The sequence below is a fragment of the Variovorax paradoxus genome, from assembly GCF_022009635.1.
Lineage (GTDB): Bacteria > Pseudomonadota > Gammaproteobacteria > Burkholderiales > Burkholderiaceae_C > Variovorax.
On sequence record NZ_CP091716.1, the window covers coordinates 6,887,604 to 6,914,084 of the forward strand.

Annotated in this window: 24 protein-coding genes; 13 read left to right on the plus strand and 11 right to left on the minus strand. The window is 67.6% G+C overall.

Annotation, left to right across the window (positions count from 1 at the left end; genetic code table 11):
- Nucleotides 1-17: 17 nt before the first annotated feature.
- From secF to L3V85_RS32375, 4 genes are all read right to left on the minus strand, one after another.
- Nucleotides 18-977, minus strand: coding sequence for a protein translocase subunit SecF (secF, locus tag L3V85_RS32360; RefSeq protein WP_237676670.1), 960 nt, complete (start codon nt 975-977; stop codon nt 18-20).
- An 18-nt stretch (nt 978-995) separates the two neighbouring features.
- Nucleotides 996-2,876 carry a protein translocase subunit SecD gene (secD, locus tag L3V85_RS32365; RefSeq protein WP_237676671.1) on the minus strand — a complete coding sequence of 627 codons (1,881 nt, stop codon included), beginning with the start codon at nt 2,874-2,876 and terminating at the stop codon, nt 996-998.
- A 91-nt stretch (nt 2,877-2,967) separates the two neighbouring features.
- Entirely contained in the window at nt 2,968-3,303 is a 336-nt protein-coding gene (gene yajC, locus L3V85_RS32370) for a preprotein translocase subunit YajC (protein ID WP_062478234.1), read from the minus strand.
- Between the two features lie 287 nt (nt 3,304-3,590).
- A complete protein-coding gene (locus L3V85_RS32375; RefSeq protein ID WP_237676672.1) occupies nt 3,591-7,202 on the minus strand; it encodes an indolepyruvate ferredoxin oxidoreductase family protein in 3,612 nt (1,203 codons plus the stop codon).
- A gap of 178 nt (nt 7,203-7,380) precedes the next feature.
- Here L3V85_RS32375 and L3V85_RS32380 point away from each other — a divergent pair, with 178 nt between their 5' ends.
- Nucleotides 7,381-7,857, plus strand: a complete 477-nt coding sequence (locus tag L3V85_RS32380; RefSeq protein ID WP_108138560.1) for an Lrp/AsnC family transcriptional regulator — start codon at nt 7,381-7,383, stop codon at nt 7,855-7,857.
- 101 nt (nt 7,858-7,958) lie between these two features.
- Here L3V85_RS32380 and L3V85_RS32385 read toward each other — a convergent pair whose 3' ends face one another.
- From L3V85_RS32385 to L3V85_RS32400, 4 genes are all read right to left on the minus strand, one after another.
- Nucleotides 7,959-8,318: a hypothetical protein gene (locus L3V85_RS32385; RefSeq protein WP_237676673.1), complete on the minus strand. Its 360-nt coding sequence runs from the start codon at nt 8,316-8,318 to the stop codon at nt 7,959-7,961.
- A gap of 97 nt (nt 8,319-8,415) precedes the next feature.
- Nucleotides 8,416-8,826 (minus strand): roadblock/LC7 domain-containing protein, encoded by a 411-nt coding sequence (locus L3V85_RS32390; protein WP_237676674.1) that lies wholly within the window; start codon nt 8,824-8,826, stop codon nt 8,416-8,418.
- On the minus strand, nt 8,823-9,365 hold the full coding sequence (locus L3V85_RS32395) for a GTP-binding protein (RefSeq protein ID WP_237676675.1): 543 nt from the start codon (nt 9,363-9,365) through the stop codon (nt 8,823-8,825). The genes L3V85_RS32390 and L3V85_RS32395 overlap by 4 nt, the downstream gene beginning before the upstream one ends.
- A 60-nt stretch (nt 9,366-9,425) precedes the next feature.
- The gene (locus L3V85_RS32400; RefSeq protein WP_237676676.1) at nt 9,426-10,022 is read right to left on the minus strand and encodes a hypothetical protein; all 597 of its coding nucleotides are present in this window, start codon (nt 10,020-10,022) and stop codon (nt 9,426-9,428) included.
- A gap of 265 nt (nt 10,023-10,287) precedes the next feature.
- Here L3V85_RS32400 and L3V85_RS32405 point away from each other — a divergent pair, with 265 nt between their 5' ends.
- From L3V85_RS32405 to L3V85_RS32460, 12 genes are all read left to right on the plus strand, one after another.
- The gene (locus L3V85_RS32405) at nt 10,288-11,052 is read left to right on the plus strand and encodes a basic amino acid ABC transporter substrate-binding protein (RefSeq protein WP_237676677.1); all 765 of its coding nucleotides are present in this window, start codon (nt 10,288-10,290) and stop codon (nt 11,050-11,052) included.
- An 87-nt stretch (nt 11,053-11,139) separates the two neighbouring features.
- A complete protein-coding gene (locus tag L3V85_RS32410; protein ID WP_237676678.1) occupies nt 11,140-11,910 on the plus strand; it encodes an amino acid ABC transporter permease in 771 nt (256 codons plus the stop codon).
- Nucleotides 11,911-11,952: 42 nt separating this feature from the next.
- On the plus strand, nt 11,953-13,578 hold the full coding sequence (locus tag L3V85_RS32415; RefSeq protein ID WP_237676679.1) for an MFS transporter: 1,626 nt from the start codon (nt 11,953-11,955) through the stop codon (nt 13,576-13,578).
- A 120-nt stretch (nt 13,579-13,698) separates the two neighbouring features.
- On the plus strand, nt 13,699-16,299 hold the full coding sequence (locus tag L3V85_RS32420; protein ID WP_237676680.1) for an autotransporter outer membrane beta-barrel domain-containing protein: 2,601 nt from the start codon (nt 13,699-13,701) through the stop codon (nt 16,297-16,299).
- Between the two features lie 154 nt (nt 16,300-16,453).
- The gene (locus L3V85_RS32425) at nt 16,454-17,275 is read left to right on the plus strand and encodes a creatininase family protein (RefSeq protein WP_237676681.1); all 822 of its coding nucleotides are present in this window, start codon (nt 16,454-16,456) and stop codon (nt 17,273-17,275) included.
- 11 nt (nt 17,276-17,286) lie between these two features.
- On the plus strand, nt 17,287-18,090 hold the full coding sequence (locus L3V85_RS32430) for an ABC transporter ATP-binding protein (protein ID WP_237676682.1): 804 nt from the start codon (nt 17,287-17,289) through the stop codon (nt 18,088-18,090).
- Nucleotides 18,068-18,952 carry an ABC transporter permease gene (locus tag L3V85_RS32435; protein WP_237676683.1) on the plus strand — a complete coding sequence of 295 codons (885 nt, stop codon included), beginning with the start codon at nt 18,068-18,070 and terminating at the stop codon, nt 18,950-18,952. Before L3V85_RS32430 ends, L3V85_RS32435 begins: the two co-directional genes overlap by 23 nt.
- A 129-nt stretch (nt 18,953-19,081) precedes the next feature.
- On the plus strand, nt 19,082-20,464 hold the full coding sequence (locus L3V85_RS32440) for an FAD-binding oxidoreductase (protein WP_237676684.1): 1,383 nt from the start codon (nt 19,082-19,084) through the stop codon (nt 20,462-20,464).
- 85 nt (nt 20,465-20,549) lie between these two features.
- Nucleotides 20,550-21,578 carry an ABC transporter substrate-binding protein gene (locus L3V85_RS32445; protein WP_237676685.1) on the plus strand — a complete coding sequence of 343 codons (1,029 nt, stop codon included), beginning with the start codon at nt 20,550-20,552 and terminating at the stop codon, nt 21,576-21,578.
- Nucleotides 21,579-21,718: 140 nt separating this feature from the next.
- A complete protein-coding gene (locus L3V85_RS32450; protein WP_237676686.1) occupies nt 21,719-22,309 on the plus strand; it encodes an NAD(P)H-dependent oxidoreductase in 591 nt (196 codons plus the stop codon).
- A 45-nt stretch (nt 22,310-22,354) separates the two neighbouring features.
- Nucleotides 22,355-23,323 (plus strand): PDR/VanB family oxidoreductase, encoded by a 969-nt coding sequence (locus tag L3V85_RS32455; RefSeq protein WP_237676687.1) that lies wholly within the window; start codon nt 22,355-22,357, stop codon nt 23,321-23,323.
- Complete coding sequence (locus L3V85_RS32460; protein ID WP_237676688.1) at nt 23,320-24,006, plus strand: TetR family transcriptional regulator C-terminal domain-containing protein; 687 nt, start codon at nt 23,320-23,322, stop codon at nt 24,004-24,006. The genes L3V85_RS32455 and L3V85_RS32460 overlap by 4 nt, the downstream gene beginning before the upstream one ends.
- On the opposite strand, the gene L3V85_RS32465 is transcribed toward L3V85_RS32460, so the two are convergent.
- Genes L3V85_RS32465 through otnI form a run of 3 tightly spaced genes read right to left on the minus strand, consistent with a single transcriptional unit; the run spans nt 23,999 to nt 26,474 of the window.
- Nucleotides 23,999-24,466, minus strand: a complete 468-nt coding sequence (locus L3V85_RS32465) for a RidA family protein (RefSeq protein WP_237676689.1) — start codon at nt 24,464-24,466, stop codon at nt 23,999-24,001. The genes L3V85_RS32460 and L3V85_RS32465 overlap by 8 nt on opposite strands.
- A complete protein-coding gene (locus L3V85_RS32470; RefSeq protein ID WP_237676690.1) occupies nt 24,463-25,659 on the minus strand; it encodes an amidohydrolase family protein in 1,197 nt (398 codons plus the stop codon). Before L3V85_RS32470 ends, L3V85_RS32465 begins: the two co-directional genes overlap by 4 nt.
- The gene (gene otnI / locus L3V85_RS32475) at nt 25,656-26,474 is read right to left on the minus strand and encodes a 2-oxo-tetronate isomerase (protein ID WP_237676691.1); all 819 of its coding nucleotides are present in this window, start codon (nt 26,472-26,474) and stop codon (nt 25,656-25,658) included. Before otnI ends, L3V85_RS32470 begins: the two co-directional genes overlap by 4 nt.
- Nucleotides 26,475-26,481: the final 7 nt, after the last annotated feature.

Consider the following 26,481-nt stretch of genomic DNA (forward strand, 5'->3'; position numbering starts at 1 on the left):
CAAACCTGAAGTATCCGTCAGACGACGGCCCCGGCGTTCGGGTCGTCTCCGGATTCCCCGTCGCGCTTGGGTGGGCCACCCTTGACCAGGTCTTCGCGCTTGATGCCGAGCCACATGGCAATGGCCGCCGCCACGAAGCAGGAAGAGTAGATGCCGAAGCAGATGCCGATGGTCAGCGCCAGGGCGAAGTAATGCAGGGTCGGGCCGCCGAAGAAGAACATCGACAGCACCACCAGCTGGGTGGAGCCGTGGGTGATGATGGTCCGGCTGATGGTCGAGGTGATCGCGTTGTCGATGATCTCGGTGGTCGTCATCTTCCGGTAGCGCCGGAAGTTCTCGCGGATCCGGTCGAAGATCACGACCGACTCGTTCACCGAATACCCCAGCACCGCCAGCACCGCCGCCAGCACCGCCAGCGAGAATTCCCACTGGAAGAAGGCGAAGAAGCCCAGGATGATCACCACGTCGTGCAGGTTGGCCAGCACGGTAGCCAGCGCAAACTTCCACTCGAAGCGAAACGCCAGGTAGATCATGATGCCGACGACCACCATGCCCAGGGCCTTGAGGCCGTTGGTGGTCAGCTCTTCGCCGACCTGCGGTCCGACGACCTCGATGCCGCGCTGCGTGGCCGACGGGTCGACCGACTTCAGCGCCTGCATGACCTGCGCGCTCTGCTGGTCGGAGCTCATGCCCTTCTGGGCCGGCAGGCGGATCTGCACGTCGCGCGAGGTGCCGTAGTTCTGCACCTGCACCTCGGGGTAGCCGAGCTTGGTGACGGCGTCGCGCACCTTGCCGATGTCGGCCGACTGCTCGTAGGCGACCTCGATCACCGTGCCGCCCGTGAACTCCACCGACAGGTGCAGCCCGCGGTGGAACAGGAAGAACACCGCCAGCGCGAAGGTGACGACGGAGACGATGTTCAGCACCACCGCGTGGCGCATGAACGGAATGGTCTTGTGGATGCGGAAGAATTCCATGACGCTTGTCCTAGACCTTTACTTGGTGGCCACGGCCGAGCCGTCGGTGTTGGGCCGCCAGACCGTGCCGATCGACACCGTCTTGAGCTTCTTCTTCTGGCCGTACCAGAAGTTCACGAGGCCGCGCGAGAAGAACACGGCGGAAAACATCGAGGTGACGATGCCGATGCAATGCACCACGGCAAAGCCGCGCACCGGGCCGGAGCCGAAGGCCAGCAGCGCGATACCCGCGATCAGCGTGGTCACGTTGGAGTCCAGGATGGTGCCCCAGGCGCGTTCGTAGCCGGCATGGATGGCTGCCTGCGGCGACGCTCCGTTGCGCAGTTCTTCGCGCACGCGCTCGTTGATCAGCACGTTGGAGTCGATGGCCACGCCGATGGCCAGGGCCATGGCCGCGATGCCGGGCAGCGTGAGCGTGGCCTGCAGCATCGAGAGGATGGCCACCAGCAGCATCAGGTTGACGGCCAGCGCGATCGAGGAGAACAGGCCGAACAGTGCGTAGTACGCGCACATGAAGACCATGATCGCCAGGAAGCCGTACATCACGCTCTTGAAGCCTTTTTCGATGTTGTCGGCGCCCAGCGTCGGGCCGATGGTGCGTTCCTGGATGATTTCCATGGGCGCGGCCAGCGAGCCGGCGCGCAGCAGCAGCGCGAGGTCGTTGGCCTCGACCACGGTCATGGAGCCCGAGACCTGGAAGCGGTTGCCGAGTTCGCCGTTGATCGACGGGGCCGTGAGCACTTCGCCCTTGCCCTTCTCGAAGATCAGCATGGCCATGCGCTTCTTGTAGTTCTCGCGGCTGACGTCGCGCATGATGCGGCCGCCCTTGGCGTCCATGGTCAGGTCGACCTTGGGCTGGTTGCTCTGCTGGTCAAAGCCGGGTTGCGCGTCGGTGAGGTTCTCGCCGGTGACGAGCACCTGCTTCTTCACGATCACGGGGCGGCCCTGGCGGTCGAGGAATTTCTCGGAGCCGAAGGGCACGGGGCCGCCGCCCAGTTCGGCGGCGCGGCCTTCTGCGCTTTCGTCCACCATGCGCATTTCGAGCGTGGCGGTGCGGCCCAGGATTTCCTTGGCCTTGGCGGTGTCCTGCACGCCGGGCAGCTGCACGACGATGCGGTCCAGGCCCTGCTGCTGGATCACGGGCTCGGCCACGCCGAGTTCGTTGATCCGGTTGTGCAGCGTGGTGATGTTCTGCTTGAGCGCGGCGTCCTGCAGGCGGCGGGCGGCTTCGGGCTTGATGCTGGCCACGAGGCGCCAGTTGCTGCCGTCCTGGCTGTCGGTGGTGGAGAGATCCTGGAACTGGTCCTGGATCAGGCGCTTGGCCGCGTCGAGCGAGGCCGCGTCGCGGAAGCTCACCTCGACGGTCTGGCCGTTGCGGCTCACCGCGGTGCCGCGGATGTTCTTGTCGCGGAAGGTGGTGCGCAGGTCGCTGGCGAAGGACTCGGCCTTCTTGTCGATCGCGCCCTTCATGTCCACCTGCAGCAGGAAGTCGACGCCGCCGCGCAGGTCCAGGCCCAGGTACATCGGGAAGGCGTGCAGCGCGGTCAGCCACTTGGGCGAGCGCGACACCAGGTTGAGCGCCACCGTGTACGGCGGATCGTTCGCGTCGGGCACCAAAGCGCGCTGCACGGCGTCGCGCGCCTTGAGCTGGTCGTCGGTGGTGGCGAAGCGGGCACGCAGCGAGGTGCCGTCCAGGGTGATCAGGTCGGGCGTCAGGCCGGCGGCCTTGAGCGCTTCCTCGACCCGGGTCTGGGTGGAGGCGTCGACCTTGACGACCGTCTTGGCCGCCGACACCTGCACCGCAGGCGCCTCACCGAAGAAATTGGGCAGGGCGTAGATGAGCCCCACGAGCAACACGATCACGATGATCGTGTACTTCCAGACCGGGTAACGGTTCATGAGCGGGCGCTTTTTCTCAAGCTTTTCAGAAGAGGGAACACCGCGTGACTTGGGGCCCTGCGCTGCAAAGCGCAAGGCTCGGCGCACGCTTTTATTGTTTGACGGCGCCCTTGGGCAGGACCTGCACCACGGCGCTGCGCTGGATCTTGATCTCGACGCCGTTGGCGATCTCGAGGCCCAGGTACTGGTCGTTCAGGGAGGTGATCTTGCCGAGCACGCCGCCGGCGGTGGCGACTTCGTCGCCCTTGGCCAGCGCCTCGATCATGGCGCGCGCTTCTTTCTGGCGCTTCATTTGCGGGCGGATCATGACGAAATACAGCACCACGAACATCAGCACCAGAGGCAGCATGCTGCCGAGCGAGGACAACATGTCACCGCCGCCGGCTGCAGCGGGCGCGGTCTGGGCGAAAGCAGAGGAAATGAACAAGAGAGTCTCCAGCAGAGGGAAGAGAAAACGAGAGGAAGGCGGGCCGGTCCCGACGCTCCTCATGGCTTCGCGGCCACGAAGGGAATTGGGGCCGCAAGTCAAAGCTCGGCGGGGCTTGGCCGCGCACAGCACCGGGCATTGTATTCGGCGCCGGTGACTGCTCCACGCCCTTATCCGGCGCGGTGGGGAGGGCTTTCGGGTGACTCGACCCGCCGGCTCGGCGCTACGTTTTCAATAGCAAAGAGCGCCCTCGGGGCGCTCTTTGCAGGGGGAATGCACCGAAAAAATCAGGCGGCCGCGCGCTGCGCCTGCGGATTGCGCCACTTGCCCATCAGCTCGCTCCAGCGGCTGCGGGCGGCCGCGAGGTTGCGATCCTTGACGTGGCCGTAGCCGCGGATCTGCTCCGGCAGGCCGGCGATTTCGAGCGCCAGCGCGTGGTTGTCGGCACGCAGCGCGCCGATCACTTCCTCGATGCTGGCGCGGTACTCGCCGATCAGCGCGCGCTCGGTCTTGCGCTCCTCGGTGCGGCCGAAGATGTCGAGCGCGGTGCCGCGCACGCCCTTGAGCTTCGCGAGCAGCTTGAAGCCGGTGAGCATCCAGGGGCCGAACTTCTGCTTCTGCAGCTGGCCCTTGCTGTTCCTCTTGGCGATGAGCGGCGGCGCCAGGTGGTAGTTGAGCTTGTAGTCACCCTCGAACATGCCTTCGATGCGCTCGAGGAAGGCGCGGTCGGTGTGCAGGCGGGCGACTTCGTACTCGTCCTTGTACGCCATCAGCTTGAACAGATAGCGCGCGACCGCCTCGGTCAGCGCCGTGCTCTTGCCGACGGCCGCCTCGGCCCGCTGCACCTTGCCCACGAACTGCTTGTATTCGTCGGCGTAGGCGGCGTTCTGGTAGCCGGTCAGGAACTCCACGCGGCGTGCCACCAGGCTTTCGACCGATTCGCGCTTCTTGAACTCGATGATCTGGCCGGGGCGCACGCGCTTTTGCAGCTCTTCGGGCCGCACCGCCGCCTGGCGGCCCCACTCGAAGGCCGTCTTGTTGTTCTCGACGGCCACGGCGTTCAGCTCGATGGCGCGCATGAGCGACTCGTGCTCCAGCGGGATCCAGCCCTTCTGCCAGGCGTAGCCCAGGATCATCGGGTTGACGTAGATGCTGTCGCCCATCAGCGTGGTGGCGGCGGCATCGGCGTCGAAGGTGCCCATGGCGTCGATGCCCACGGCGCGCGCGATCTCGGCGGCGCAGGCGTCCTCGGGGTTCTGCCAGTTGGCATTGCGCACGAAGGCGGCGGTGGGCGAACTGTGGCTGTTGAGCGCCACGTGCGTGCGCCCTTCGCGCATGCGCGCCATGGTTTCGCCGTTGACCGTGACCAGCGGGTCGCAGGCCAGGATCAGGTCGGCCGCCGCGGTGCCGACACGCGTGGTGCGGATGTCGTCCTGCGTGTCGCCGATGAGCACGTGGCTCCAGGTGGCGCCGCCCTTTTGCGCCAGGCCGGCCGCGTCCTGCGTGACGATGCCCTTGGCCTCGATGTGCGCGGCCATGCCCAGCAGCTGGCCGATGGTGATCACGCCGGTGCCGCCGACGCCCGCCACCACCACGCCCCAGACCTTGCCGCCCGCGAGCGACGGAATCGCCGGCTCGGGCATCAGGCCGAACTCCGCCGGCGTGGCCGCCTTGTTCTTGCCCTTCTTCTTGAGCTGGCCGCCCTCGACCGAGACGAAGCTAGGGCAGAAGCCCTTCAGGCAGCTCATGTCCTTGTTGCAGCTGCTCTGGTTGATGGCGCGCTTGCGGCCGAACTCGGTCTCCAGCGGCTCCACGCTCAGGCAGTTGCTCTGCACGCTGCAGTCGCCGCAGCCTTCGCACACCAGTTCGTTGATGACCACGCGCTTGGCCGGATCGACGGCCGTGCCCCGCTTGCGGCGGCGGCGCTTCTCGGTGGCGCAGGTCTGGTCGTAGATGATGGCCGTGGTGCCGGGGATCTTGCGGAACTCGCGCTGGATGTCGTCCAGCAGGTCGCGGTGCTTGACCTGCACATGGTCGCCCGGGATGCTCACGCCCTCGTATTTCTCGGGCTCATCGGTCACGATCACGACCTTCACCGCACCTTCGGCATGCAGGCTCTCGGCGATCTGCAGCACCGAGTGGCCTTCGGGCCGCTCGCCGACCTGCTGGCCGCCGGTCATGGCGACCGCGTCGTTGTAGAGGATCTTGTAGGTGATGTTCACGCCGGCCGCGATGCTCTGGCGGATGGCGAGCAGGCCGCTGTGGAAGTAGGTGCCGTCGCCCAGGTTCGCGAAGATGTGCTGGTCGGTGGTGAAGGGCTGCTGGCCCACCCACGGCACGCCCTCGCCGCCCATCTGCGTGAAGCCGATGGTGGAGCGGTCCATCCAGGTCGCCATGAAGTGGCAGCCGATGCCGCCCATCGCACGCGAGCCCTCGGGCACCACGGTGCTGGTGTTGTGCGGGCAGCCCGAGCAGAACCAGGGCTGGCGCGTGGCGTCGACCACGCTGGTGGAGGCCTGCTGCACCACCATCGAACGCTCCTTGGCCTCGAGGATGGCGAGCTGGGCGTCGATGCGCGCGGCCATGTCGGCGCCGGCCGCGGCCAGCAGGCCGGTCTTGCGCAGCCGCCCGGCGATGGCCTTGGCGATCATCGCGGGGTTCAGGTCGGCGTTGGCGCGTAGGAGCGTGTGGGCGGTCGGGTTGGGCATCGACCATTCGCCGCCGGAGTAGCCCTCGGCCGCGTGCACCTCGCCCTCGTCGAACTTGCCGACCACGTTGGGCCGCACATCGGAGCGCCAGTTGTAGAGCTCTTCCTTGAGCTGGTATTCGATGACCTGGCGCTTTTCCTCGACCACCAGGATCTCCTGCAGGCCGGTGGCGAACTCGCGCGTGAGCTGCGCTTCCAGCGGCCACACCACGCCCACCTTGTGCAGGCGGATGCCGAGCTGGCGGCAGGCCGCGTCGTCCAGGCCCAGGTCGATCAGCGCCTGGCGCGTGTCGTTGAAGGCCTTGCCGCTGGCCATGATGCCGAAGCGGTCGTTCGGACCCTGGATGACGTTGTGGTTCAGCCGGTTGGCGCGGATGTAGGCCAGCGCTGCGTACCACTTGTAGTGCATGAGCCGGGCTTCCTGCTCGAGCGCATGGTCGGGCCAGCGGATGTGCAGGCCGCCGGGCGGCATTTCGAAGTCGGTGGGGATGACGATCTCGACGCGCTCGGGGTCGATCATGGCCGTGGCGCTCGATTCGACGATTTCCTGGATCGTCTTCATGCCCGACCACACGCCCGAGAAACGGCTCAGCGCGAAGGCGTGGATGCCTAGGTCGAGGATTTCCTGCACGTTCGCCGGAAAGAACACCGGCGTGCCGCAGGCCTTGAAGATGTGGTCGCTCTGGTGCGCGGCCGTGCTGCTCTTGGAGATGTGGTCGTCGCCCGCCACCGCGATCACGCCGCCGTACTCGGTGGTGCCGGCCATGTTGGCGTGCTTGAACACGTCGGAGCAGCGGTCCACGCCCGGGCCCTTGCCGTACCAGATGCCGAAGACGCCGTCGAACTTGTTGGTGCCCTGCGGGGAGAAGCCCAGTTGCTGGGTGCCCCACAGCGCGGTGGCGGCCAGCTCTTCGTTCACGCCGGGCTGGAAGACGATGTTCTGTTCCTTGAGGAACTTGCTGGCCTTCCACAGGGCCTGGTCATAGCCGCCGAGCGGAGAGCCGCGATAGCCGCTGATGAAGCCGGCGGTGTTCTTGCCGGCCTGCTGGTCCCGCAGGCGCTGCAGCATGGGCAGCTTGACGAGGGCCTGGACGCCGCTCATGAAGGCCCGGCCGTAGTCGAGTGAGTATTTGTCGTCGAGCGTGACCGTCTCTAGGGCCTTGCGAATGTGCGCGGGCAGCGGTGCATTCATGTTGTCTGTCTCCGTATGGCAGGGCCTTGTGAGCCTGGCTGATTACTGTGGGTCTGTGCCCGGGTAGGGCACGAGCCCATGATCGTGCAAAGTGTATGTCGGGGTCTGCGATAGGTGTTTGCGTTCTTTGCCCTGAAAAACCCTGTTCCAGAAAGAATCTTGCTTAAGATTCGCCTCCATGGAAAGCATTGACAAGTTCGACCTTGCAATCCTGCAAGAACTGCAGGCCGACGGCCGCCTCACCAACGCCGAGCTGGCGCAGCGCGTGGGCCTCTCTGCTGCGCCCTGCTGGCGCCGGGTGCGCGCGCTGGAGGAAGCCGGCTTCATCAAGGGCTACCACGCCGAGATCGACCGCCACAAGATCGGCCTGGGCGTGCTGGCCTTCGTGCGCGTGGACACCGAGCGCGTGACGCACGAAGCCACGCGCAAGCTGGAAGACGCCATCCGCAAGCTGCCCGACGTGGTGGCCTGCCACTACATCAGCGGCACGGGCACCTTCGAGCTGCAGGTGGTGGCGCAGGACCTGGACAGCTTCTCGGCCTTCGCGCGCCAGCACCTGATGAATCTGCCGAACGTGAAAGACCTGCACACCAGCTTCTCGCTGGGCGAGGTGAAGGCCAGCAGCGCACTGCCGCTGGGGCACCTGGCGCGCTGATCGGCGGAAAGCGGGCGGGAACGAAAAAAGCCGGCTCATCGCGAAGCCGGCTTTAAGGCGGAAGCGGGCGGGGACGTTCCCCCGCACCGTCTTTCAGCAGATCAGAAGGTGATTTCCTTCTCGACTTCCTGCAGCTTGCGGCGCGCCAGCGCCAGGTTCGACTTGGCCTTGTCGAGCACGTAGTAGATGAACACGCCTTCCTTCTGCGCCAGCGGGCGCAGCAGGTGGTATTGCTTGCCCAGGGTGATCAGGATGTCCTCGATCACGTCGTTCAGGCCCAGCGAGCGCATGGTCTTGAGCTTGGCGCGCACGACCTCGGTGTTGCCGGCGGCGGCCACTTCCAGGTCGACGCCGGTGCCGGCGGCGCCCAGCATCATGCCGCTGGACGAATCGACCACGGCGGCGCACATGGCGCCGTCGGCGGTCAGGAGGTTGTCAATGCTTTGCTGGATCGTTGCCATTTCGAGTGTTTCCTGTCGTTCATGCGTATGAAAAGAGCGGGGACGCCGCATGCAAACTCGTCCCCGCTCGCTGATTCGGTGGGTGGAAGGCGGGGCGCTAGGACGCCTGCTGCGCTTCTTCGGGCTGGTGCGCCTCGAGCAGCTTCACGCAGGCGGCGGTGCGGTACATGACCTGCGCAAGCACCGCGCTGGCGCCGGCGATCACGTTCACCACCAGTTCGGTCTCGCCGTTGCGCACCGGGCTGAACAGGGCGAAGCCGTCGTCGGTGGCCACGGTCGTGCACTTGCAGCGGCCCAGCCGCGCTTCCTGCGACACGACAGCGCCCATGGCGGAAATGGAGCTGGCCATGGCCGCGATGCGCGACGGATCGACATCGCGCAGGCTGGCGCTGGCGATCTCGAAGCCGTCGGGCGTGGCGATGACCACGGTGGTCACGCCCGCGATGTCCTCCAGGATGCGCTGCGCCTCGGAGGCGGCCTTGAGCTTGAGAAGACGGCTGATGTTCAAAGGGTGGCTCCGGTGTCTGAGACTTCGATCTGCATCAGGAGCGTCTCGATCAGTGAAATGACGTCGCTGCCTTTTCGCAGGTCGACGGCCAGCACCGGCATCACCAGCCCGCGGGCGTGGAGTGCGCGTGCGTAGTCGTCCAGCGACGGCGACGGATGGGACTCGCTGCGGCTGATGCCCAGCGCGCAGGGCATGTCCTGCAGCGCGTCGGCAAAGCCGTCGAGGTAGGTGGCCAGGTCTTCCAGCGGCGCGGGGCGCGAGTTGTCCAGCAGGATGGCCAGGCCCAGCGCGTCGCGGACCAGGATCTTCCACATGAAGTCGAAGCGGCTCTGCCCCGGCGTGCCGTACAGGCGCAGCCGGTCGCCGTTGTCCAGCGTGAGCTCCCCGAAGTCCAGGCCCACGGTGGTGGTGGCCTTGGCCACCGAGGCGTCGGCGTTAGCGACGTCGGTGGAAATGGGTGCCCGCTCGCTGATGGCGGCGATGGCGGTGGTCTTGCCGACGCCCATCGGCCCCGTGAAGACGAGTTTGTATTCCCTCAAGCGATTTCCCCTGGACGCGCGAACGGATGGATGAAGAAAGAAAAATGGACCACGCGGCGCTCAGGCCAGCCCGAGGCGCCGGCGGATGCGCGAGAGCAGCCCGGTCCGCTCGCGTGCGGCGCCTTCGGCCGTGAGGGCGTCGCGGGCGGCGGCGTCGGGCGACCAGGCCAGCACGCCTTCCTGCTCGAGCAGGCCCATGAAGGTCGAGCATTCGTCGACGTCCACGCGGCTGAGCGCGCTCAGGCTTTCGGCCGACTGCGCGCTCTTGGAGAGCGCTGCGGCCAGCCGCAGGTACACGGGGTTGCGCTGCATCGTGACCTGCGCGGGCCAGCGGATCAGCGAGGCGCGGTCGCGCGCCGAGCGCACGACGGCTGCGGCGGCCACCTTGCCGTTGCGGACGCCGGGCGTCACTTCATTCAGCAGGTCGACCAGTTCTTCCGCGAAGATCGGCCGCGCCAGCGACCGGCCGCCGGCATGCACTTCGCCGCGCTGAACCACGGGCACGACGACAAAAGGGGCGGAAGGCGCGTGCCAGGCGTCGACTGCCGCCGTGCTGTCCACCAGCAGGACGTCGCAATTGCCCGACTCGCTCACGGTCCACGGGGTGCGCAGGTTGGAGCTCAGGCGGACGATGATCCTCAGGAGCTCGACTTCCACTTTCGGGATCCCCATGACCCCCAGGACGAGTGACATAACTGCTTCCGGCGCGTGTTTCAAATGGTCAGATATTGCTACATATGAGAACTAAATGATTCCGGAAGGCTGAATTGGCGGCGCGGCGCGAGAACAAATGCACAGGGAAAATTCATTTTTGATGCGCTGCAGCAACTCTCCGGGCGCCGTCCGACCCCGGTCGGGCACCAGTCTTGCAGGCATAGAATCCCCGGCCTCCAAAGCCACAATCCACTCCCCGGGAGACCTCATGAACCGCATCCGGCGCGTCATTTCACTCGGCCTCGTTGCCACCGCCGCCACCTTCGCGCTCGGTGCCCAGGCCCAGAACCGCGAACTCACGGTGGCTTCCAGCGCCACCTACGCGCCCTTCGCCTTCGAGAACAAGGACAAGCAGATCGTCGGCTTCGACATCGACATCATCAACGCCATCGCCAAGCAGCAGGGCCTGAAGATCAAGATCGTCAACACGCCCTTCACCGGCATCTTCGGCGCGCTGAACAACGGCGACGTCGACCTCGTGATCTCGGGCGTCACCATCAACGACAAGCGCAAGCAGAGCTACGACTTCACGCCGCCCTACTTCGCGGCCCGCCAGCTGATCGCGTTGCCGAAGAACAGCAAGGTCACCTCGCTGAAGGACCTGGCCGGCAAGAAGATCGCCGTGGTGAGCGCCTCCACCGCCGACGACATCGCCTCGCGCGAATTCGGCAAGACCAGCCCCGACATCCGCCGCTTCGAGAGCACGCCGCTCATCATTTCCGAGCTGGCCGGCGGCGGCGTCGACGCGGCCATGGGCGACAACGGCGTCATTGCCTACCGCGTGGCGCAGAACCCCGACCTGAAGACCATCGACGACAAATCCTTCCCCGAGGAAGGCTTCGGCATCGTCGTGAAGAAGGGCGACAAGGCCCTGCTGGACAAGCTCACCGCCGGCCTCGCGGCCATCCGCGCCGACGGCAGCTACGTGACCATCTACAAGAAGTGGTTCAACAAGGACCCGAACGTGCGCTGAGCCGCACGGCATTTTCCTGAACACGGCCGCCCCCAAGCGGCCGTTTCGTTTTCCGTTGATTGATCGAGAGAGTTTGAGGAAGTAAGCATGGAACAACCGGTGCTGCTGTTCGGATGGTTCCGCTGGGACATCCTGGTCGAATACAAGGACCTGTTCTGGCAGGGCGCATGGATGACGCTGCGCATGACGGTGGTCTGCGTGCTGCTGGGTTCCAGCTGGGGCCTGTGCCTGGCGCTCGCGCGGCTGGCGCAGCCGCGCCACGCGCCCTGGACCTGGGTCGCGCGCTTCTTCCTGCGCTGGCCGGCCACGGTGTACGTGAGCTTCTTCCGCGGCACGCCGCTGTTCGTGCAGATCCTGCTGATCCACTTCGCGGTGATGCCGGTGTTCATCCACCCGACCTCGGGCCTGCTGATCGACGGCGAACTGGCGCGCACGCTCAAGCAGGAGCACGGCGCGCTCATCTCGGGCGTGGTGGCCCTCACGCTCAACTCGGCGGCCTACATCTCCGAGGTGTTCCGCGCCGGCATCCAGTCGATCTCGCGCGGGCAGTTCGACGCCGGCCGCTCGCTCGGTTTCTCGCCCGCGCAGGTGATGCGCTACGTGGTGCTGCCGCAGGCCTTCCGCCGCATGCTGCCGCCGCTGGGCAACAACGCCATCGCGCTGCTGAAAGACACCTCGCTGGTCTCCGCCATCGGCCTGGCCGAGCTGGCCTACGCCGCCCGCACCGTGGCCGGCGCCTATGCGCGCTACTGGGAGCCGTACCTCGCGATCTCGGTGATCTACTGGGTGATGACGCTGGTGCTGACCACGCTGCTGCGGCGCCTGGAAATCCGCCTCGCGCGCAGCGATCGGGGCTGACAAGGCGCGAGAGGAAAAAGGGCCGCGCCACAATAACGGCACATGCCACCCATATCCCCCGAAGAAACGCCTATCCCGCCCCAGCGGCCGCAGCCCTCGAAGCTCGCGGCCCTCGAGCCCCTCAAGCTCCCCGTGTTCCGCATGCTGTGGAGCACCTGGCTCATCGCCAACATCTGCATGTGGATGAACGATGTGGCCGCCGCGTGGATGATGACCTCGCTGACCACCTCGCCCATCTGGGTGGCGCTGGTGCAGTCGGCCTCCACCTTGCCGGTGTTCCTGCTGGGCCTGCCCAGCGGCGCGCTGGCCGACATCCTCGATCGCCGGCGCTGGCTGGTGGCCACGCAGTTCTGGCTGGCCGGCACCGCCGTCGTGCTGTGCGCCGCGCTGGCGCTCGACCTCATGACCGCCCCGCTGCTGCTGGCGCTGACCTTTGCCAACGGCATCGGCCTGGCGCTGCGCTGGCCGGTGTTCGCGGCCATCGTGCCCGAGCTGGTGCCCCGGCCGCAGCTGCCGGCGGCGCTGGGTCTGAACGGCATCGCCATGAACGCCTCGCGCATCGTCGGGCCGCTCACGGCCGGCATGCTCATCGCGAGCGCGGGCACCGTGTGGGTGTTCGCGCTCAACGCGGTGCTGTCGGTGGCCTCGGGCTTCGTGGTGCTGCGCTGGCGGCGCGAGCACACGCCCAACCCGCTGGGCCGCGAGAAGCTGGTGAGCGCGATGCGCGTGGGCGTGCAGTTCGTGCGGCAGTCGCAGCGCATGCGCGCTGTGCTCACGCGCATCTCGATCTTCTTCTTCCACTCCACCGCCCTGCTGGCGTTGCTGCCGCTGCTGGCGCGCAACCTGGAGGGCGGCGGCGCCGGCACCTTCACCCTGCTGCTGGCGGCGATGGGCTCGGGCGCGATCATCGCGGTGCTGTTCCTGCCTCGGCTGCGCCAGGCGCTGGGACGCGACCAGCTGGTGCTGCGCGGCACGCTGCTGCAGTCGGGCGCCACGGCGGTGATGGCGGTCGCGCCCAATGCATGGGTCGCGGTGCCGGCGATGTTCTTCGGCGGCATGGCCTGGATCACGGTGGCCAACTCGCTCTCGGTGTCGGCGCAGCTGGCGCTGCCCGACTGGGTGCGGGCGCGCGGCATGTCGATGTACCAGATGGCCATCATGGGCGCCAGCGCCATCGGCGCCGCGATCTGGGGGCAGGTGGCGACCATCGGCACGCTGCAGATCAGCCTGGTCATCGCCGCCGCGAGCGGCACGCTGCTGATGCTCGCGGCCCTGCGCTGGGTGACCGACGTGAGCGGCGAGGACGACACCCGCCCCGCCCAGGCCGGCTGGGCCGCCGGGCCGCCGGCCGAGGCGCCGCAGGAAGACGGCCGCGTGGTGATCACGGTCGAGTTCCTGATCGACCCTGCGCGCGCCGCCGCCTTCCACCTCGTGATGCAGCAGACCCGCCGCGCACGCCTGAGCCAGGGCGCCATCGGCTGGGAGCTGCTGCACGACATCGCGCAGCCCGAGCGCTATGTGGAGCAGATCGTCGACGAGTCGTGGACCGACCACCTGCGCCGCTTCAACCGCGCCACGGCCTCCGACATGGCGCTGCGCGAACGGCGGCTGGCCTTCCACCTGGGCGAATCGCCGCCGGTGGTCACCCGGTACGTGGTGCGGCGCTGAGGCTTGCTGCGTCTCGCTGCCGCAACAGTGGCGGGCCCCGGAATTGTTTCTTGATGGTGGATCGTGCCAAATGGCCGGGCATCTCCGGCCCCAGGGCAGTACAAGAGACGAGGAGCACGCATGCATATCGAGCGAACGCATCGATTTCCGCGCCACATCCCGGTTCCCCTTGTTTCATCTCTCGCGGCGGTCCTTGCCGCACTCACAGGCGGCGGCGCGCACGCCGCCTGCGGTCCCACTCTTACGCCCGCCACCGGTGACACGGTGGTCTGCGACGGCACCACCGGCGGCTCGACCAGCGTGACCGCCCAGCCGGGCAGCACCGGCGTCGGCATCACGGTGAACGCCGGTGCCACGCTGAGCACCAATGCCACCCAGGCGCTGCTGGTGCGCGACGGCAGCAGCATCACCAACAACGGCACGATCAGCATCTCGGGCGGCTCGGGTGGTACGCGCGGCGCGATGATCTCCACCGGCAACGACAACACACTGACCAACAACGGCACCATCCGCACCACGAGCGGAGGCACGGTGGGCATGCTGGTGACGTTGACGAGCAGCACCCGCACGCTGCTCACGAACACCGGCAGCATCACCACCACGGGCGGCGCCTCGCACGGCATTTCCACGCTGGGGCCGGGCAATACCGTCATCAACAGCGGCACCATCGACGTCAGCGGCACCGCGGCCAAGGGCGTCTACCTGCAGGGCGGCAACCTCGTCGCCAACCTGCTGGTCAATACCGGCACCATCCGCGCGACAGGCGCCAACACTTCGACCACCAACGGCTTCGCGAGCGCGGTGCATGTGAACACGCTCAGCGCGAGCTTCTTCTCGCAGGTCGAGAACCGGGCCGGCGGCGTGCTCTCCAGCGCCAGCGACTACGGCTACCGAGGACAGAACGGCAACGACACGCTGATCAATGCCGGCTTCATCGAAGGGCACGGCGGCAGCAACAACGACGGCGCGATCCTCATGGGCGGCGGCGGCACCGGCACGCTGATCCTGCAGACCGGCTCGGTCATCAGGGGTGCGGCCGACGGCGGCAACGCAAGCAGCGATGCATTCCTCGAAGGCAGCGGCACCATCGACAACGCCTTTCGCAATTTCCAGAATCTCACGATGCGCGGCACCCGGTGGTCGTGGCAGACCGACGCGAGCTTCTCCAACTCGATCCGCATCGAGTCCGGCCGCTTCGACCTGCCCGCGACGCTAGCCAGCCCCAGCATCGCCGTGCTGCCCGGCGCCACGGTCGCAGGTACCGGCACCTTCGCGGGCAACGTGACGAACCAGGGCACCTTGCTGCCTGGCCCCAATGACGGCGTCAACTTCGGCGCCTTCACGGTGCGCGGCAACTACTTCGGCGGAAGCGGCGCGCTGGTGCAGGTCAACACGGTGCTGGCCGGCGACAACGCGCCGTCGGACAAGCTGGTGATCGACGGCGGTGCGGCCTCGGGCGGCACCGGGCTGCGCGTCGTCAACCGCGGCGGGCTGGGGGCGCCCACGCTGGCCGACGGCATCCTGGTGGTGCAGGCGGTCAACGGCGGCACCACTGCGGCCAAAGCCTTCTCGCTGACGCAGCCGGTCGAGGCCGGTGCCTACGACTACCACCTGTTCCGGGGCGGCGTCGCGGGCGGCAACCCCGACAACTGGTACCTGCGCAACAGCGGCTATGCGGTCGGCGGAACAGTGGTGGGCACTCCGGAGGAGGCCATCGAGATCATGGGGCAGGTACCGGGTGGCGCGGCGTCGCTGGACCCCGTCCACCTGTATCGCCCCGAAGTCGCGCTCTACAGCAGCATGCCGCTGGTGGTTCGCCGTCTCGGACTTGCGCAGCTGGGCAGCTTCCACGACCGGCAGGGCGACCAGCAGTTGCTTGCGGGCGACGAAGGCTCGCAGGCCTCGTGGGGCCGCGTGTTCGGCGAAAGCACGCGGCAACGCCTGAACGGCGATGCAAATCCGCAGTTCGACGGCAGCATCTCCGGCCTGCAGCTCGGCCACGATGTCCTGATCGCCACCGACGCCGCGGGCGGGCGCAACCGGGTCGGCGTGCTGGGCGGCTACACCCGCGCCAGCGGCGACACCAGCGGCTCGGCCGGCGGCCTGGCCAACGCAGCCACCGGGCGCCTGAGCATCGAGGGCTACAGCCTGGGCGCCTACTGGACCCGCGTGGCCAGCACCGGCTGGTACAGCGACGCCGTGCTCATGGCCACGCGCTTCAGCACCGACGCGCGCTCCACGCTCGGCCGCGGCGGCACGTCGCACGGCAACGCGGTGACGGCCTCGCTCGAGGCCGGCTACCCGCTGGCCCTGGGCGACGGCGTCACGCTGCAGCCGCAGGCGCAACTGATCTGGCAGCGCAGCAGCATCGACAGCTTCGACGACGGCATCTCCGCCGTGGGCTTCCAGCGCGACAACACCGTCACGGGACGGCTGGGCGCGCGGCTGGAGGGCAACTTCAGCGCCGGCGGCGGCACCTGGAAGCCCTACCTCAAGGCCAACCTGTGGCACACCTTCAGCGGCAGCAACGCGATCTTCTTCGGACCCACCGACCAGGTCGTGAACCGCCGCAACGCGAGCGCGCTGGAAGTCGGCGTGGGCTTGGTCGGGCAGCTGAACAAGGTGATGGCGCTTTACGGCGGCCTGACCTATATCAGCGCCATCGGCAACACCCAGCAGACCGGCGTGCAGGGCCAGTTGGGGTTGCGGCTGCGCTGGTAGCCCTCCCTGGATTGACCGGTCAATCTGATTTGAGGGGTGCCCGCCGGGCTCTTTACAAGCAATTGCACGCCATTGCGGGTAATTACTGGGTCATCTTTTTTGACCACATGGATAATTTAGACTGTCCCACCCGCCGTCCATGAGGTTTGCCACGATGAATCCGGTCCCCCTGCGCAGCCGCTTCTGGTCCGACCTGACCAGCGAAGAGTTCTCCCGTCTCGACCGCGAACGGCTCATTGCCGTGCTGCCGGTCGGCGCCACCGAACAGCACGGTCCCCATCTGCCGATGTCGACCGACACGGCCACCATCGACGGCATGGTGCGCGCCACGCTGCCGCACCTGCCCGACGACCTGCCGGTGCTGTTCCTGCCCACGGTGCCCTACGGCAAGAGCAACGAGCATTCGCGCTACCCGGGCACGCTCACCGTGTCGGCGGCCACGCTGATCGCGATGTGGAAAGACATCGGCGCCTGCGTCGCCAAGGCCGGCGTGCGCAAGCTGGTGCTCTACAACAGCCACGGCGGCCAGATGAGCGTCATGGACATCGTGGCGCGCGACCTGCGCGAGGAGCACGACATGATGGTCGTGGCCGCCAACTGGTACACGCTGGGCCTGCCCGAGGGCCTGTTCACCGCGCACGAGGGCAAGCACGGCATCCATGCCGGCGACCTCGAAAGCTCGGTGATGCTGCACCTGACGCCCGACTACGTGCGCAAGGATCAGTTCCAGAACTTCGGCTCCATGACGGAGCAGCTGGCCGCCGAAAACAAGTTCCTGTCGATCACCCCCAGCGGCAAGCTCGGCTGGCAGATGCACGACATCAACCCCGCGGGCGCCGCCGGCGACGCCACGCGCGCCACCGCCGAGAAGGGCGCCGCGGTGCTCGACCACGTGGGCCGCCGCTTCGTCGAGCTGCTGCACGAGGTCGACCGCTTCCCGCTTTCCCGCCTGGCCAACGTGCCGGCCTGGCGCTAGGCTCGCACGCCATGGACAGCACCCGGACCCCACCCCTGGTCAGCCTGCGCAACGTCGGCAAGCGCTTTGCCAACGGCACGCTCGCGCTGCAGGGCATGTCGCTCGACATCGGCGAGCACGACTTCATCAGCTTCCTCGGCCCCTCGGGCTGCGGCAAGAGCACGGCGCTGCGCCTGATCGCGGGGCTCACGCGCCTGAGTTCGGGCGAGATGAGCTGGTCGGGCGCCAACACCGGCTCGGCCAAGGACAGCAAGAGCGACCGCGACCTGGGCTTCGTGTTCCAGGAGCCCACGCTCATGCCCTGGGCCAAGGTGTTCGACAACGTCTGGCTGCCGCTCAAGCTGGCCGGCACCAGCCGCGACGCCGCCGCGCCGGTGGTGCAGCAGGTGCTGGAACTGGTGGGCCTCTCGCGCTTTGCCGACGTGTATCCGCGCGAGCTGTCGGGCGGCATGAAGATGCGCGTGTCGATCGCGCGCGCGCTGGTCACGCACCCGCGCCTGCTGCTGATGGACGAGCCCTTTGCCGCGCTCGACGAGATGACGCGCATCAAGCTCAACAACGACCTGCTGGCGATCTGGCGCGAGCACCGCTTCTCGATCGTGTTCGTCACGCACAGCGTGTACGAGTCGGTGTACCTGTCGAACCGCATCGTGGTGATGGCGGCGCGCCCGGGCCGGGTGATCGACGAAATCCGCATCGACGAGCCGTACCCGCGCGGCGAGGAGTTCCGCACCTCGAGCCGCTACAACGCGCACTGCACCGCCGTCTCGCAATCCCTGCACGGAGCCCTGCATGGCCTCGACATCGACCATTGAATCCGTCATGCCCACCGAAGCCGCCGAGGCCACGCCCACCGCCGACATGCTGCGCGCGCACGAAGACAGGCTGCGCCGGCGCGAGTCGCTGCTGCGCATCGTCGTGCCCGCGGGCATCGTCATCGCGCTGCTGCTGATCTGGGAATGGACGGTGCGCGCCAACAACATCCCGCACTACATCCTGCCCGCGCCATCGCTCATTCTTCGCACGCTGTTCGACAACTGGGACTCGCTGTCCAGCGCGCTGTGGTTCACGGTGAAGCTCACGCTGCTCGCGCTCACGGCGGCCATCGTCGGCGGCGTGCTGCTGGCGATCGCGTTCGCGCTCTTCAAGTGGGTGGAGATCGGCCTGTTCCCGATCGCGGTGATCCTGCAGGTGACGCCGATCATCGCGATCGCGCCGCTGATCCTGATCTACGTGTCGAGCACCACGGCGGCGCTGCTGCTGTGCGCATGGATCGTGGCCTTCTTCCCGATCCTGTCGAACACCGTCATCGGGCTGAAGAGCGCCGACAGCAACCTGCGCGACCTGTTCCAGCTCTACAAGGCCTCGCCGTGGCAGACCTTCCGCTACCTGCTCGCGCCCAGCGCGCTGCCCTACTTCATGGCGGGCCTGAAGATCGCGGGCGGCCTGAGCCTGATCGGCGCGGTGGTGGCCGAATTCACGGCCGGCACGGCCGGCAAGGAAACGGGCCTGGCATCGCGCATCCTCGAATCGAGCTTCCGCACCGAGATCCCGATGATGTTCGCGGCGCTGCTGCTGGTGTCCCTGCTGGGCATCGTGATCTTCATCGTGTTCGCGGCCCTGTCGCGCCTGGTGCTGGGCCACTGGCATGAAAGCGAGATGCGCCGTGAAAGATAGTTGGCTCGCCCCCAGGCTGCGCGCACTTCGTGTCGCTTCGCCAACCCCCTACCGGGGACAACACCTGCGGCCCGGCGAAGCCGGTTCCGCGGTGTTCGCTTGCGAAGAGTCCACTTTGGCGGAGCGTCGATGAACTCCGAATATGTTTCCCCTGCAAACGTCGACTGGGATGCCGTGCGCGCCGACCTGCGCGGCCTCAACCTCGTCACGGCGCCGGCGCAGCGCAAGCAGCTGTCGAAAGATTTCTACTGGTACAGCCCCATCCTCAGCGCGCAGCTCGCGGGCTGCGTGGCCGACCTGGTGGTCAAGGTCAGCACCGAAGACGACGTGCGCCAGGCCGCGGCCGTGGCCGCGAAGTGGAAGCTGCCGCTCACGGTGCGCGCCGGCGGCACCGGCAACTACGGTCAGTGCGTGCCGCTCGAAGGCGGCGTCGTGCTCGACGTGACGCAGATGTGCCGCGTGCTCGACATCCGCCAGGGCAGCATGCGCGTGGAGGCCGGCGCGCGCATGCACGACATCGACCTCACGGCCCGCGAGACCGGGCAGGCGCTGCGCATGTGGCCCTCGACCTGGCACGTGGCCAGCATCGGCGGCTTCATCGCGGGCGGCTTCGGCGGCATCGGCTCGTTCCGCCACGGCATCCTGCGCGACCCCGGCAACCTGCTGCGCGCGCGCGTGATGACGGTGGAGCGCGAGCCGCGCGTCATCGAGCTGCACGGCGACGAGATCCAGCAGGTGCACCACGCCTACGGCACCAACGGCGTGATCCTCGACGTGGAAGTGGCGCTGAGCCCGGCCGTCGAATGGGTGCACTGCACGGTGCTGTTCGACACCTACCGCGGCGCGCTCGACTTCGGCATCGCGGCGCAGGCGCCCACGCTCGACATCTTCCTGCTGTCCACGGTGGAAGCGCGCTTCTCGCCCTACTACACGGCCATGCGCGACCGTTTTCCGGCCGACCGGCACGCGGTGTTCACCATGGTCTCGCCCGATTCGATGGCGGACTTCCGCGCGCTCGCCGAAGCGCACGGCGGCACCATCTCGGTGGCCGGCACCGAAGCCGAGCTGATCGCCGACGGCCTGCCGCCGGCCTACGAATGCGCGTTCAACCACACGACGCTGCAGGCGCTGAAGGCCGACCGCGGCTGGACCTACCTGCAGGTGGCCTATGCCCAGCCCTTCGACCCCGCGGTGGTCGAGCGGCATCTCGAAATCTTCGGGGACGACGTGCTGCAGCACCAGGACTTCGCGCGCGCCAACGGCGAGTGCGGCACCTTCGGCATCCTGCTCGTGCGCTGGAAGGGCGAGGCCCACCAGTACGAGCTGATCCGCGAGATCGAGTCGCAGGGCGGCTGCAAGATCTTCAACCCGCACGTGGTGACCATCGAGGACGGCGGCATGAAGACCATCGACACGCAGCAGATCGAGTTCAAGAAGCGCAGCGACCCGATGGGATTGATGAACCCGGGCAAGACGCGCGGCTGGCATCCCGACATGGCCATCGAACGCTGAGACGGCGCCGAAAAAAGACGCCGAAACGATTTAGTCTCCGCATCCCGTTCCGTACTTTCCAAAACATCCACAGGAGTCCGCCCCCATGCGCATCCCCGCCTTCAATCTCCGACCGCTCGCATTCGGTCTCGCCCTCGCGGGCGCCGCCTTCGCCGCGCAGGCACAGGAAAAAGTGGTGTTCGCCACCAACTGGAAGGCACAGGCGGGCCACGGCGGCTTCTACCAGGCGCTGGTGGACGGCACCTACAAGAAGTACGGCCTCGACGTCGATATCCAGCAGGGCGGCCCGATGGTCAACAACCGGCCCATGCTGCCGGCCGGCAAGGTCGACTTCCTCATGACCGGCAACCTGCTGCAGTCCTTCGACAACGTGAAGAACGGCGTGCCCACGGTGGTGGTCGCGGCCTTCTTCCAGAAAGACCCGCAGGCCATGTTCGCCCACCCGGGCCAGGGTTTCGACACCTTCAAGGACATGACCAAGGCGCCGGTGGCCTTCATCGGCAAGGACGGCCAGTTCAGCTTCTGGCAGTGGATGAAGTCCGAGCACGGTTTCAAGGACTCGCAGCTCAAGCCCTACACCTTCAACGTGGGCCCGTTCCTGGCCGACAAGAAATCCATCCAGCAGGGCTATGCCATTTCGGAGCCGCTGTCGATCAAGGCGCAGGCCGGCTTCGACCCGGTGGTGCAGCTGCTGGCCGATAACGGCTTCTCGACCTACGCGACCACCATCGAGACGCGCGCCGACCTCATCAAGAACAAGCCCGAGACGGTGCGCAAGTTCATCGAGGCCTCGATCATCGGCTGGAACAACTACCTCTACGGCGACAACAAGGCCGCCAACGAGCTGATCGCCAAGACCAACCCCGACTCGCCCATCGCCACGCTGCAGGGCTCCATCGAGCTGATGAAGAAGATGGGCATCGTCGACAGCGGCGAATCGCTCACCAAGGGCATCGGCGCGATGGACGAGGCCCGCGTGAAGGACTTCTACGACAAGATGGTCAAGGCCGGGCTGTACAAGGCCGGCGAGGTCGACCTGTCGAAGGTCGTGACCACGCAGTTCGTGAACAAGGGCGTGGGCGTCGACGTGCGCAAGAAACTCACCGGCAAGTAAGCACACCGTTTTTTTCCCGTGGGTCGCGCGGGGCTTGCGCCGGGGTCAGATGCCGGCGCCTGGGTTGCCATAAGGCACTGCGCGGCCTTTTGTTCCTTGGGCTCTGACCCCGTCTCGCCGACAGGCGAACCGGCCCTCCCATGAAAACCCTGGTCGTCCATTGCCATCCGAACCCTGACAGCTTCAACCACGCGCTCTACCGCACCGCCCTCGAGGCGCTCGAGCCCAGACACCCCGTCAAGGCCATCGACCTGTACGCAGAAGGCTTCGAGCCCACGCTGACATGCGAAGAGCGCATCGCCTACCTCGACAACCCCGAACTGATCCGCGAACGCGTGAAACCCCACGTCGAGGCGCTGCTGTGGGCCGAGCACCTGGTGTTCGTCTACCCCACCTGGTTCCATGGACCGCCGTCCATGCTCAAGGGCTGGCTGGAGCGGGTGTGGCTGCCGGGCGTGGCCTTCCTGCCGGCGGAGCGCAAGGGGCAGCTCGCGAAGTCGGGCATGCGGCACATCCGGCGGCTGACGGTGGTGACCACCGGCGGCTCGCCGCGCTGGTTCGTGATGGCCATCGGCGACCCGGGCCGGCGGCTCTTCACGCGCGCGCTGCGGGCGCTGTTCGCATGGCGCTGCAAGGTGACCTGGCTGCAGTTGCACGACATGAATGCCGTGACCGCGAGCGACCGCAGCCATTTCATCGAACGCGTGTCACGCACGCTGAAGACCATCTGAGTAGATAGACATTCAAACAGGAAGCAAAGAGGGAGCACGCACACCATGAGTCTCGAACGCACGCTCACCGTCCGCGTCGAACGCATCTCGCGGCAGACGCCGGAAATCCTGTCCTTCGAGCTGGCCCATCCGTGGGGCCGGCCGCTGCCGTCCTACGAGGCCGGCGCGCACATCGACGTGCACATGCCCGGCGGCTTCTCGCGCCAGTACTCGCTGGCGCGCGCGCCCTCGGGCGAAGCCGGCGGCTACGTGATCGGCGTGAAGCGCGAGGCCGGCAGCCGCGGCGGCTCGGCCTCGATGCACGAGCGCGTGCGCGAAGGCGACCTGCTGCCGATCAGCGCGCCGCGCAACACCTTCCCGCTGCGCGAGGAAGCCGCGCACCACCTGCTGCTGGCCGGCGGCATCGGCATGACGCCGCTGCTGGCGATGGCGCAGGCGCTGGCCGCGCGCGGCGCCTCCTTCACGCTGTGCGTGTTCGCGCGCAGCGAGGAGCACCTGGCCTTCGCCGATGCGCTGCACGCGCCCGCGCTGGCGCCGCACCTGCGGCTGCACCTGGACCAAGGCGACGCCTCGCAGCGCATCGACCTGCGCGCGCTGCTGGCCGAGCGCGCGCCGAGCACGCACCTGTACGTGTGCGGGCCGGGCGGCTTCATGCAGGTAGTGCGCGACGCGGCCGCAAAGACGGATTGGCCCGACGACGCGCTGCACGCCGAGTACTTCGCCGCGCCGACCGATGCCAACACCACCACCGGCCTGCCCTTCACGCTCAGGCTCGCGCGGCGCGGCATCAGCGTACCGGTGGCGGCCGACCAGACCGCGGTCGACGCGCTGCATGAAGTCGGCATCGACATTCCCGTGTCGTGCCAGCAGGGCCTGTGCGGCACCTGCGTGGTAGAGGGCGAGGGCGAAGGCGCGGAGCACCGCGACTTCTGCCTGACCGGCAGCGAGCGGCGCCACAAGGTGGCGCTGTGCTGCTCCCGCGCCAAGGGCACGGAGCTGGTGCTTCAGCTGTGAACGCGCGGGCTTCCACCACCGTTCCGGCTGCCAGTGCAGCCGAGGAAGGCGACGGCGAGGCACCCGCCACGCGCGGGCGCTCGCGCAAGTACACGCAGGTGCTCGGCCTCATCAACCAGGCCGCCATCGAGGTGTTCGCCAGCGAGGGGCTGGCCGGCGCATCGACCCAGGCCATCGCCGACAAGGCGGGGCTGTCGAAGGCGCAGCTGCACTACTACATCGAGAGCAAGGAAGCGCTGTACCGGCAGGTGCTGCAGGACATCCTGACCGACTGGATCGTGGTGTTCGGCTTCAGCGACGAGGCCTTCGGCCCGCGCAAGGTGCTGGGCGACCTGATCCGCCGCAAGATGGTGTTCTCGTTCGACCATCCGCTGCGCTCGCGGATCTTCACGGCCGAGATGATGCGCGGCGCGCCTGTCATCAACGACATGATGACCACGAGCAAGGCCCGCACCGACCAGGCCGCCGCCGTAATCCAGAACTGGATGAACCAGGGCCTGATGGACAAGTCCGACCCGATGCTGGTGCTGTTCCACATCTGGGCCGTGACTCAGTTCTACGCCGACCACGCCACGCAGGCCGCGTACTACCGCGACGCGGCCCAGCAAGGCGACGAGAAAGACCGGCGCTACCTGATCGAGCAGGTGACCGAGTTCCTGCTCAAGGGCGCGGGGGTCAGGTAGAGCGCTTCGAGGGGAGGTACATCGTGGCCTCCACCTCGACCAGCACCTCGTCGCCCGGCAGGAAGCGCGACACCTCCACCACCGTGCTCACCGGCGGCTCGCCCGGATAGAACAGGCCGCGCACGCGGTTGTAGAAGGCGTAGTGCGGCAGGTGGCGGAAGTACTGCACCAGCTTCACCACGTCTTCCATGGTGCCGCCGTGCTCGGCGGCGATCTGGCGGATGCGCTCCAGCACGAACCAGCTCTGCGCGACGATGGGCGCCTCGAACACGTCGACCGACATCTGGCCCGTGGCGTAGCCCACGCCCTGCAGCGCGGTGCGCGCGGCTTCGGGAATCGCGTCGTAGCCGGCGACGGCGCGGCGCGTGGCCGGATCGACCGCCACCACGCCGCTCATGAAGACGAAATCGCCGACGCGCTTGGCGGCGGCGTAGTTGGCCATTGGCTTGCCCATGCTCATTGTGTTTTCTCCAGTACCCGGCCGCCGCGGATGACGGTGCGTTGCCGTCCGCGCGGGCCGATGAGTTCGTGTTCGTCGGTGGCCGCCAATACGAGCAGGTCCGCCGGGCAGCCCGGGGCGATGCGGCCGTCCCACGCGAGCCCCAGCGCCTTCGCGGGGTTCACGGTGACGGTGTCCAGCCAGTCGGCCGCGGGCGCCAGGTGCGCCACCTGCACGCCGAGGCCGAAGGTCTCCAGCAGGTCGTAGCTGCCGTAGGGATAGAAGGCGTCCTGCACGTTGTCGGTCGCCAGGCTCGCACGCAAGCCCCGTGCCGCCGCCTCGCGGATGCGCGTGATGCCGCGGCTCACCGGCGTGCGGTCCCAGGCGCCCTGCAGGTAGAGGTTGGTGGTGGGCAGTGCGACCAGGTGAAGGCCGGCGCCCGCGCACATCGCGAGCGTTTCGTTGGCGACCGCATCGTCCTGTGCCGACAGCGAGCAAGCGTGACCACAGACCACGCGGCCCTTGAAGTCGCGCGCACGCACCAGCTGCGCGATGCTGCGCAGGCCCGTGGCCTCGATGTCCAGGCCTTCGTCCACATGGAAGTCGAGCGCCAGCCCGTGCTGCTGCGCCAGGTCGAACACGCGCCCCAGCTTGTGCACGATGCCCTCGTTGCGATAAACGAAGGCGCCGAGCACGCCGCCCGCGCGCTTCACCTCGCGCGCGATGCGCTCGCCGGCCGCGAGGTCGGCGAACAGGTCGAGCGGCGTGAGCGAGACGAACTGCAGCTCGACGCGGCCGCGCCATTCCTCGCGCAAGGCCTCGAACACCGACAGCGCGGCCGGCGGCTCGGCCTGCACCCAGTCGAGGTGCGTGCGCAGCGCGCGGGTGCCGCACTGCCATGCGTCGTGCAGCGCGCGCTCCATGCGCAGGCGCAGCGACTCGCCGGTCCAGCTGTCGCGGTGCCTGTTCATGCGGTCGATGGCCGCGAACAGGTTGCCCTGCGCGGCGCCGACGTCCTGCACGGTGTAGTTCTTGTCGATGTGCGCGTGGGCCTCTACCAGTGCGCTCAGCAGCGTGCCGCGCGCGTGCTGTTGATCGGCGCTCGGGGCGATCGATTCGACCTTGCCGCCGGTCAGCGCGATGTCGAACACCTGCGCGCCGCCGGCGTCGAAGGCGCGCAGCGGCGCCGGAATGCGCAACGCTTCGAGCTTCATGCGCGCTGCTGCCAGGCACGCAGCCAGCCCAGGCCGGCCGACGTGCCGCCGGGCTCGGCGCCGCGGGCGGGCCGGTACTCGCAGCCGATCCAGCCTTGCCAGCCGCACTGTGCAGACACCTCGTCGATCACGTCGAACAGGTAGGGGTAGTTCTGCTCGCCGATGTCGGGCTCGTGCCGCTCGGGCACGCCCGCGATCTGCAGATGGCCGACGCGGCCGGTTGGCAGGTACTTGCGGATCTTCATCGCCACGTCGCCTTCGACGATCTGGCAGTGGTACAGGTCCATCTGCACCTTGAGATTGGGCGCGCCGACGGCCTCGACGATCTCGTGCGCATGGTCTTGCCGGTTGAGGAAGAAACGCGGAATGTCGCGCGTGTTGATCGGCTCGATCAGTACGTCGCGCCCGGCCTTGGCGGCTTCGGCGGCGGCCCAGCGCAGGTTGTCGAGGTACACCTCCTGCACCGCGTCGCGCTGCAGGCCTTCGGGCACGAGGCCGGCCATGACGTGGATGCGCGGGCAGTCGAGCGCCACGGCGTAGTCGACGGCCTTCAGGATGCCTTCGCGGAACTCGGCGTCGCGCCCCGGCAGGCAGGCCAGGCCGCGGTCGCCGCCGTCCCAGTCGCCGGGCGGGCCGTTGAACAGCACCTGCTTCAGGCCGTTGGCCTGCAGGCGGGCGACGATCTCGTTCTGCGGGAACGCATAGGGAAAGAGGTATTCGACGCCCTGGAAGCCGTCTTTCGCGGCGGCATCGAAGCGGTCGAGGAAGTCGAGCTCCGGATAGAGCATCGAGAGGTTGGCGGCGAATTGGGGCATGGGGTGT

Bases quoted from the DNA above. Each gene is read 5' to 3' on its own strand.
- secF (WP_237676670.1), bottom strand. From the start codon at position 977: ATGGAATTCTTCCGCATCCACAAGACCATTCCGTTCATGCGCCACGCG.
- secD (WP_237676671.1), bottom strand. From the start codon at position 2,876: ATGAACCGTTACCCGGTCTGGAAGTACACGATCATCGTGATCGTGTTG.
- L3V85_RS32375 (WP_237676672.1), bottom strand. From the start codon at position 7,202: ATGAATGCACCGCTGCCCGCGCACATTCGCAAGGCCCTAGAGACGGTC.
- L3V85_RS32380 (WP_108138560.1), top strand. From the start codon at position 7,381: ATGGAAAGCATTGACAAGTTCGACCTTGCAATCCTGCAAGAACTGCAG.
- L3V85_RS32385 (WP_237676673.1), bottom strand. From the start codon at position 8,318: ATGGCAACGATCCAGCAAAGCATTGACAACCTCCTGACCGCCGACGGC.
- L3V85_RS32405 (WP_237676677.1), top strand. From the start codon at position 10,288: ATGAACCGCATCCGGCGCGTCATTTCACTCGGCCTCGTTGCCACCGCC.
- L3V85_RS32410 (WP_237676678.1), top strand. From the start codon at position 11,140: ATGGAACAACCGGTGCTGCTGTTCGGATGGTTCCGCTGGGACATCCTG.
- L3V85_RS32415 (WP_237676679.1), top strand. From the start codon at position 11,953: ATGCCACCCATATCCCCCGAAGAAACGCCTATCCCGCCCCAGCGGCCG.
- L3V85_RS32420 (WP_237676680.1), top strand. From the start codon at position 13,699: ATGCATATCGAGCGAACGCATCGATTTCCGCGCCACATCCCGGTTCCC.
- L3V85_RS32425 (WP_237676681.1), top strand. From the start codon at position 16,454: ATGAATCCGGTCCCCCTGCGCAGCCGCTTCTGGTCCGACCTGACCAGC.
- L3V85_RS32430 (WP_237676682.1), top strand. From the start codon at position 17,287: ATGGACAGCACCCGGACCCCACCCCTGGTCAGCCTGCGCAACGTCGGC.
- L3V85_RS32435 (WP_237676683.1), top strand. From the start codon at position 18,068: ATGGCCTCGACATCGACCATTGAATCCGTCATGCCCACCGAAGCCGCC.
- L3V85_RS32440 (WP_237676684.1), top strand. From the start codon at position 19,082: ATGAACTCCGAATATGTTTCCCCTGCAAACGTCGACTGGGATGCCGTG.
- L3V85_RS32445 (WP_237676685.1), top strand. From the start codon at position 20,550: ATGCGCATCCCCGCCTTCAATCTCCGACCGCTCGCATTCGGTCTCGCC.
- L3V85_RS32450 (WP_237676686.1), top strand. From the start codon at position 21,719: ATGAAAACCCTGGTCGTCCATTGCCATCCGAACCCTGACAGCTTCAAC.
- L3V85_RS32455 (WP_237676687.1), top strand. From the start codon at position 22,355: ATGAGTCTCGAACGCACGCTCACCGTCCGCGTCGAACGCATCTCGCGG.
- L3V85_RS32465 (WP_237676689.1), bottom strand. From the start codon at position 24,466: ATGAGCATGGGCAAGCCAATGGCCAACTACGCCGCCGCCAAGCGCGTC.
- L3V85_RS32470 (WP_237676690.1), bottom strand. From the start codon at position 25,659: ATGAAGCTCGAAGCGTTGCGCATTCCGGCGCCGCTGCGCGCCTTCGAC.
- otnI (WP_237676691.1), bottom strand. From the start codon at position 26,474: ATGCCCCAATTCGCCGCCAACCTCTCGATGCTCTATCCGGAGCTCGAC.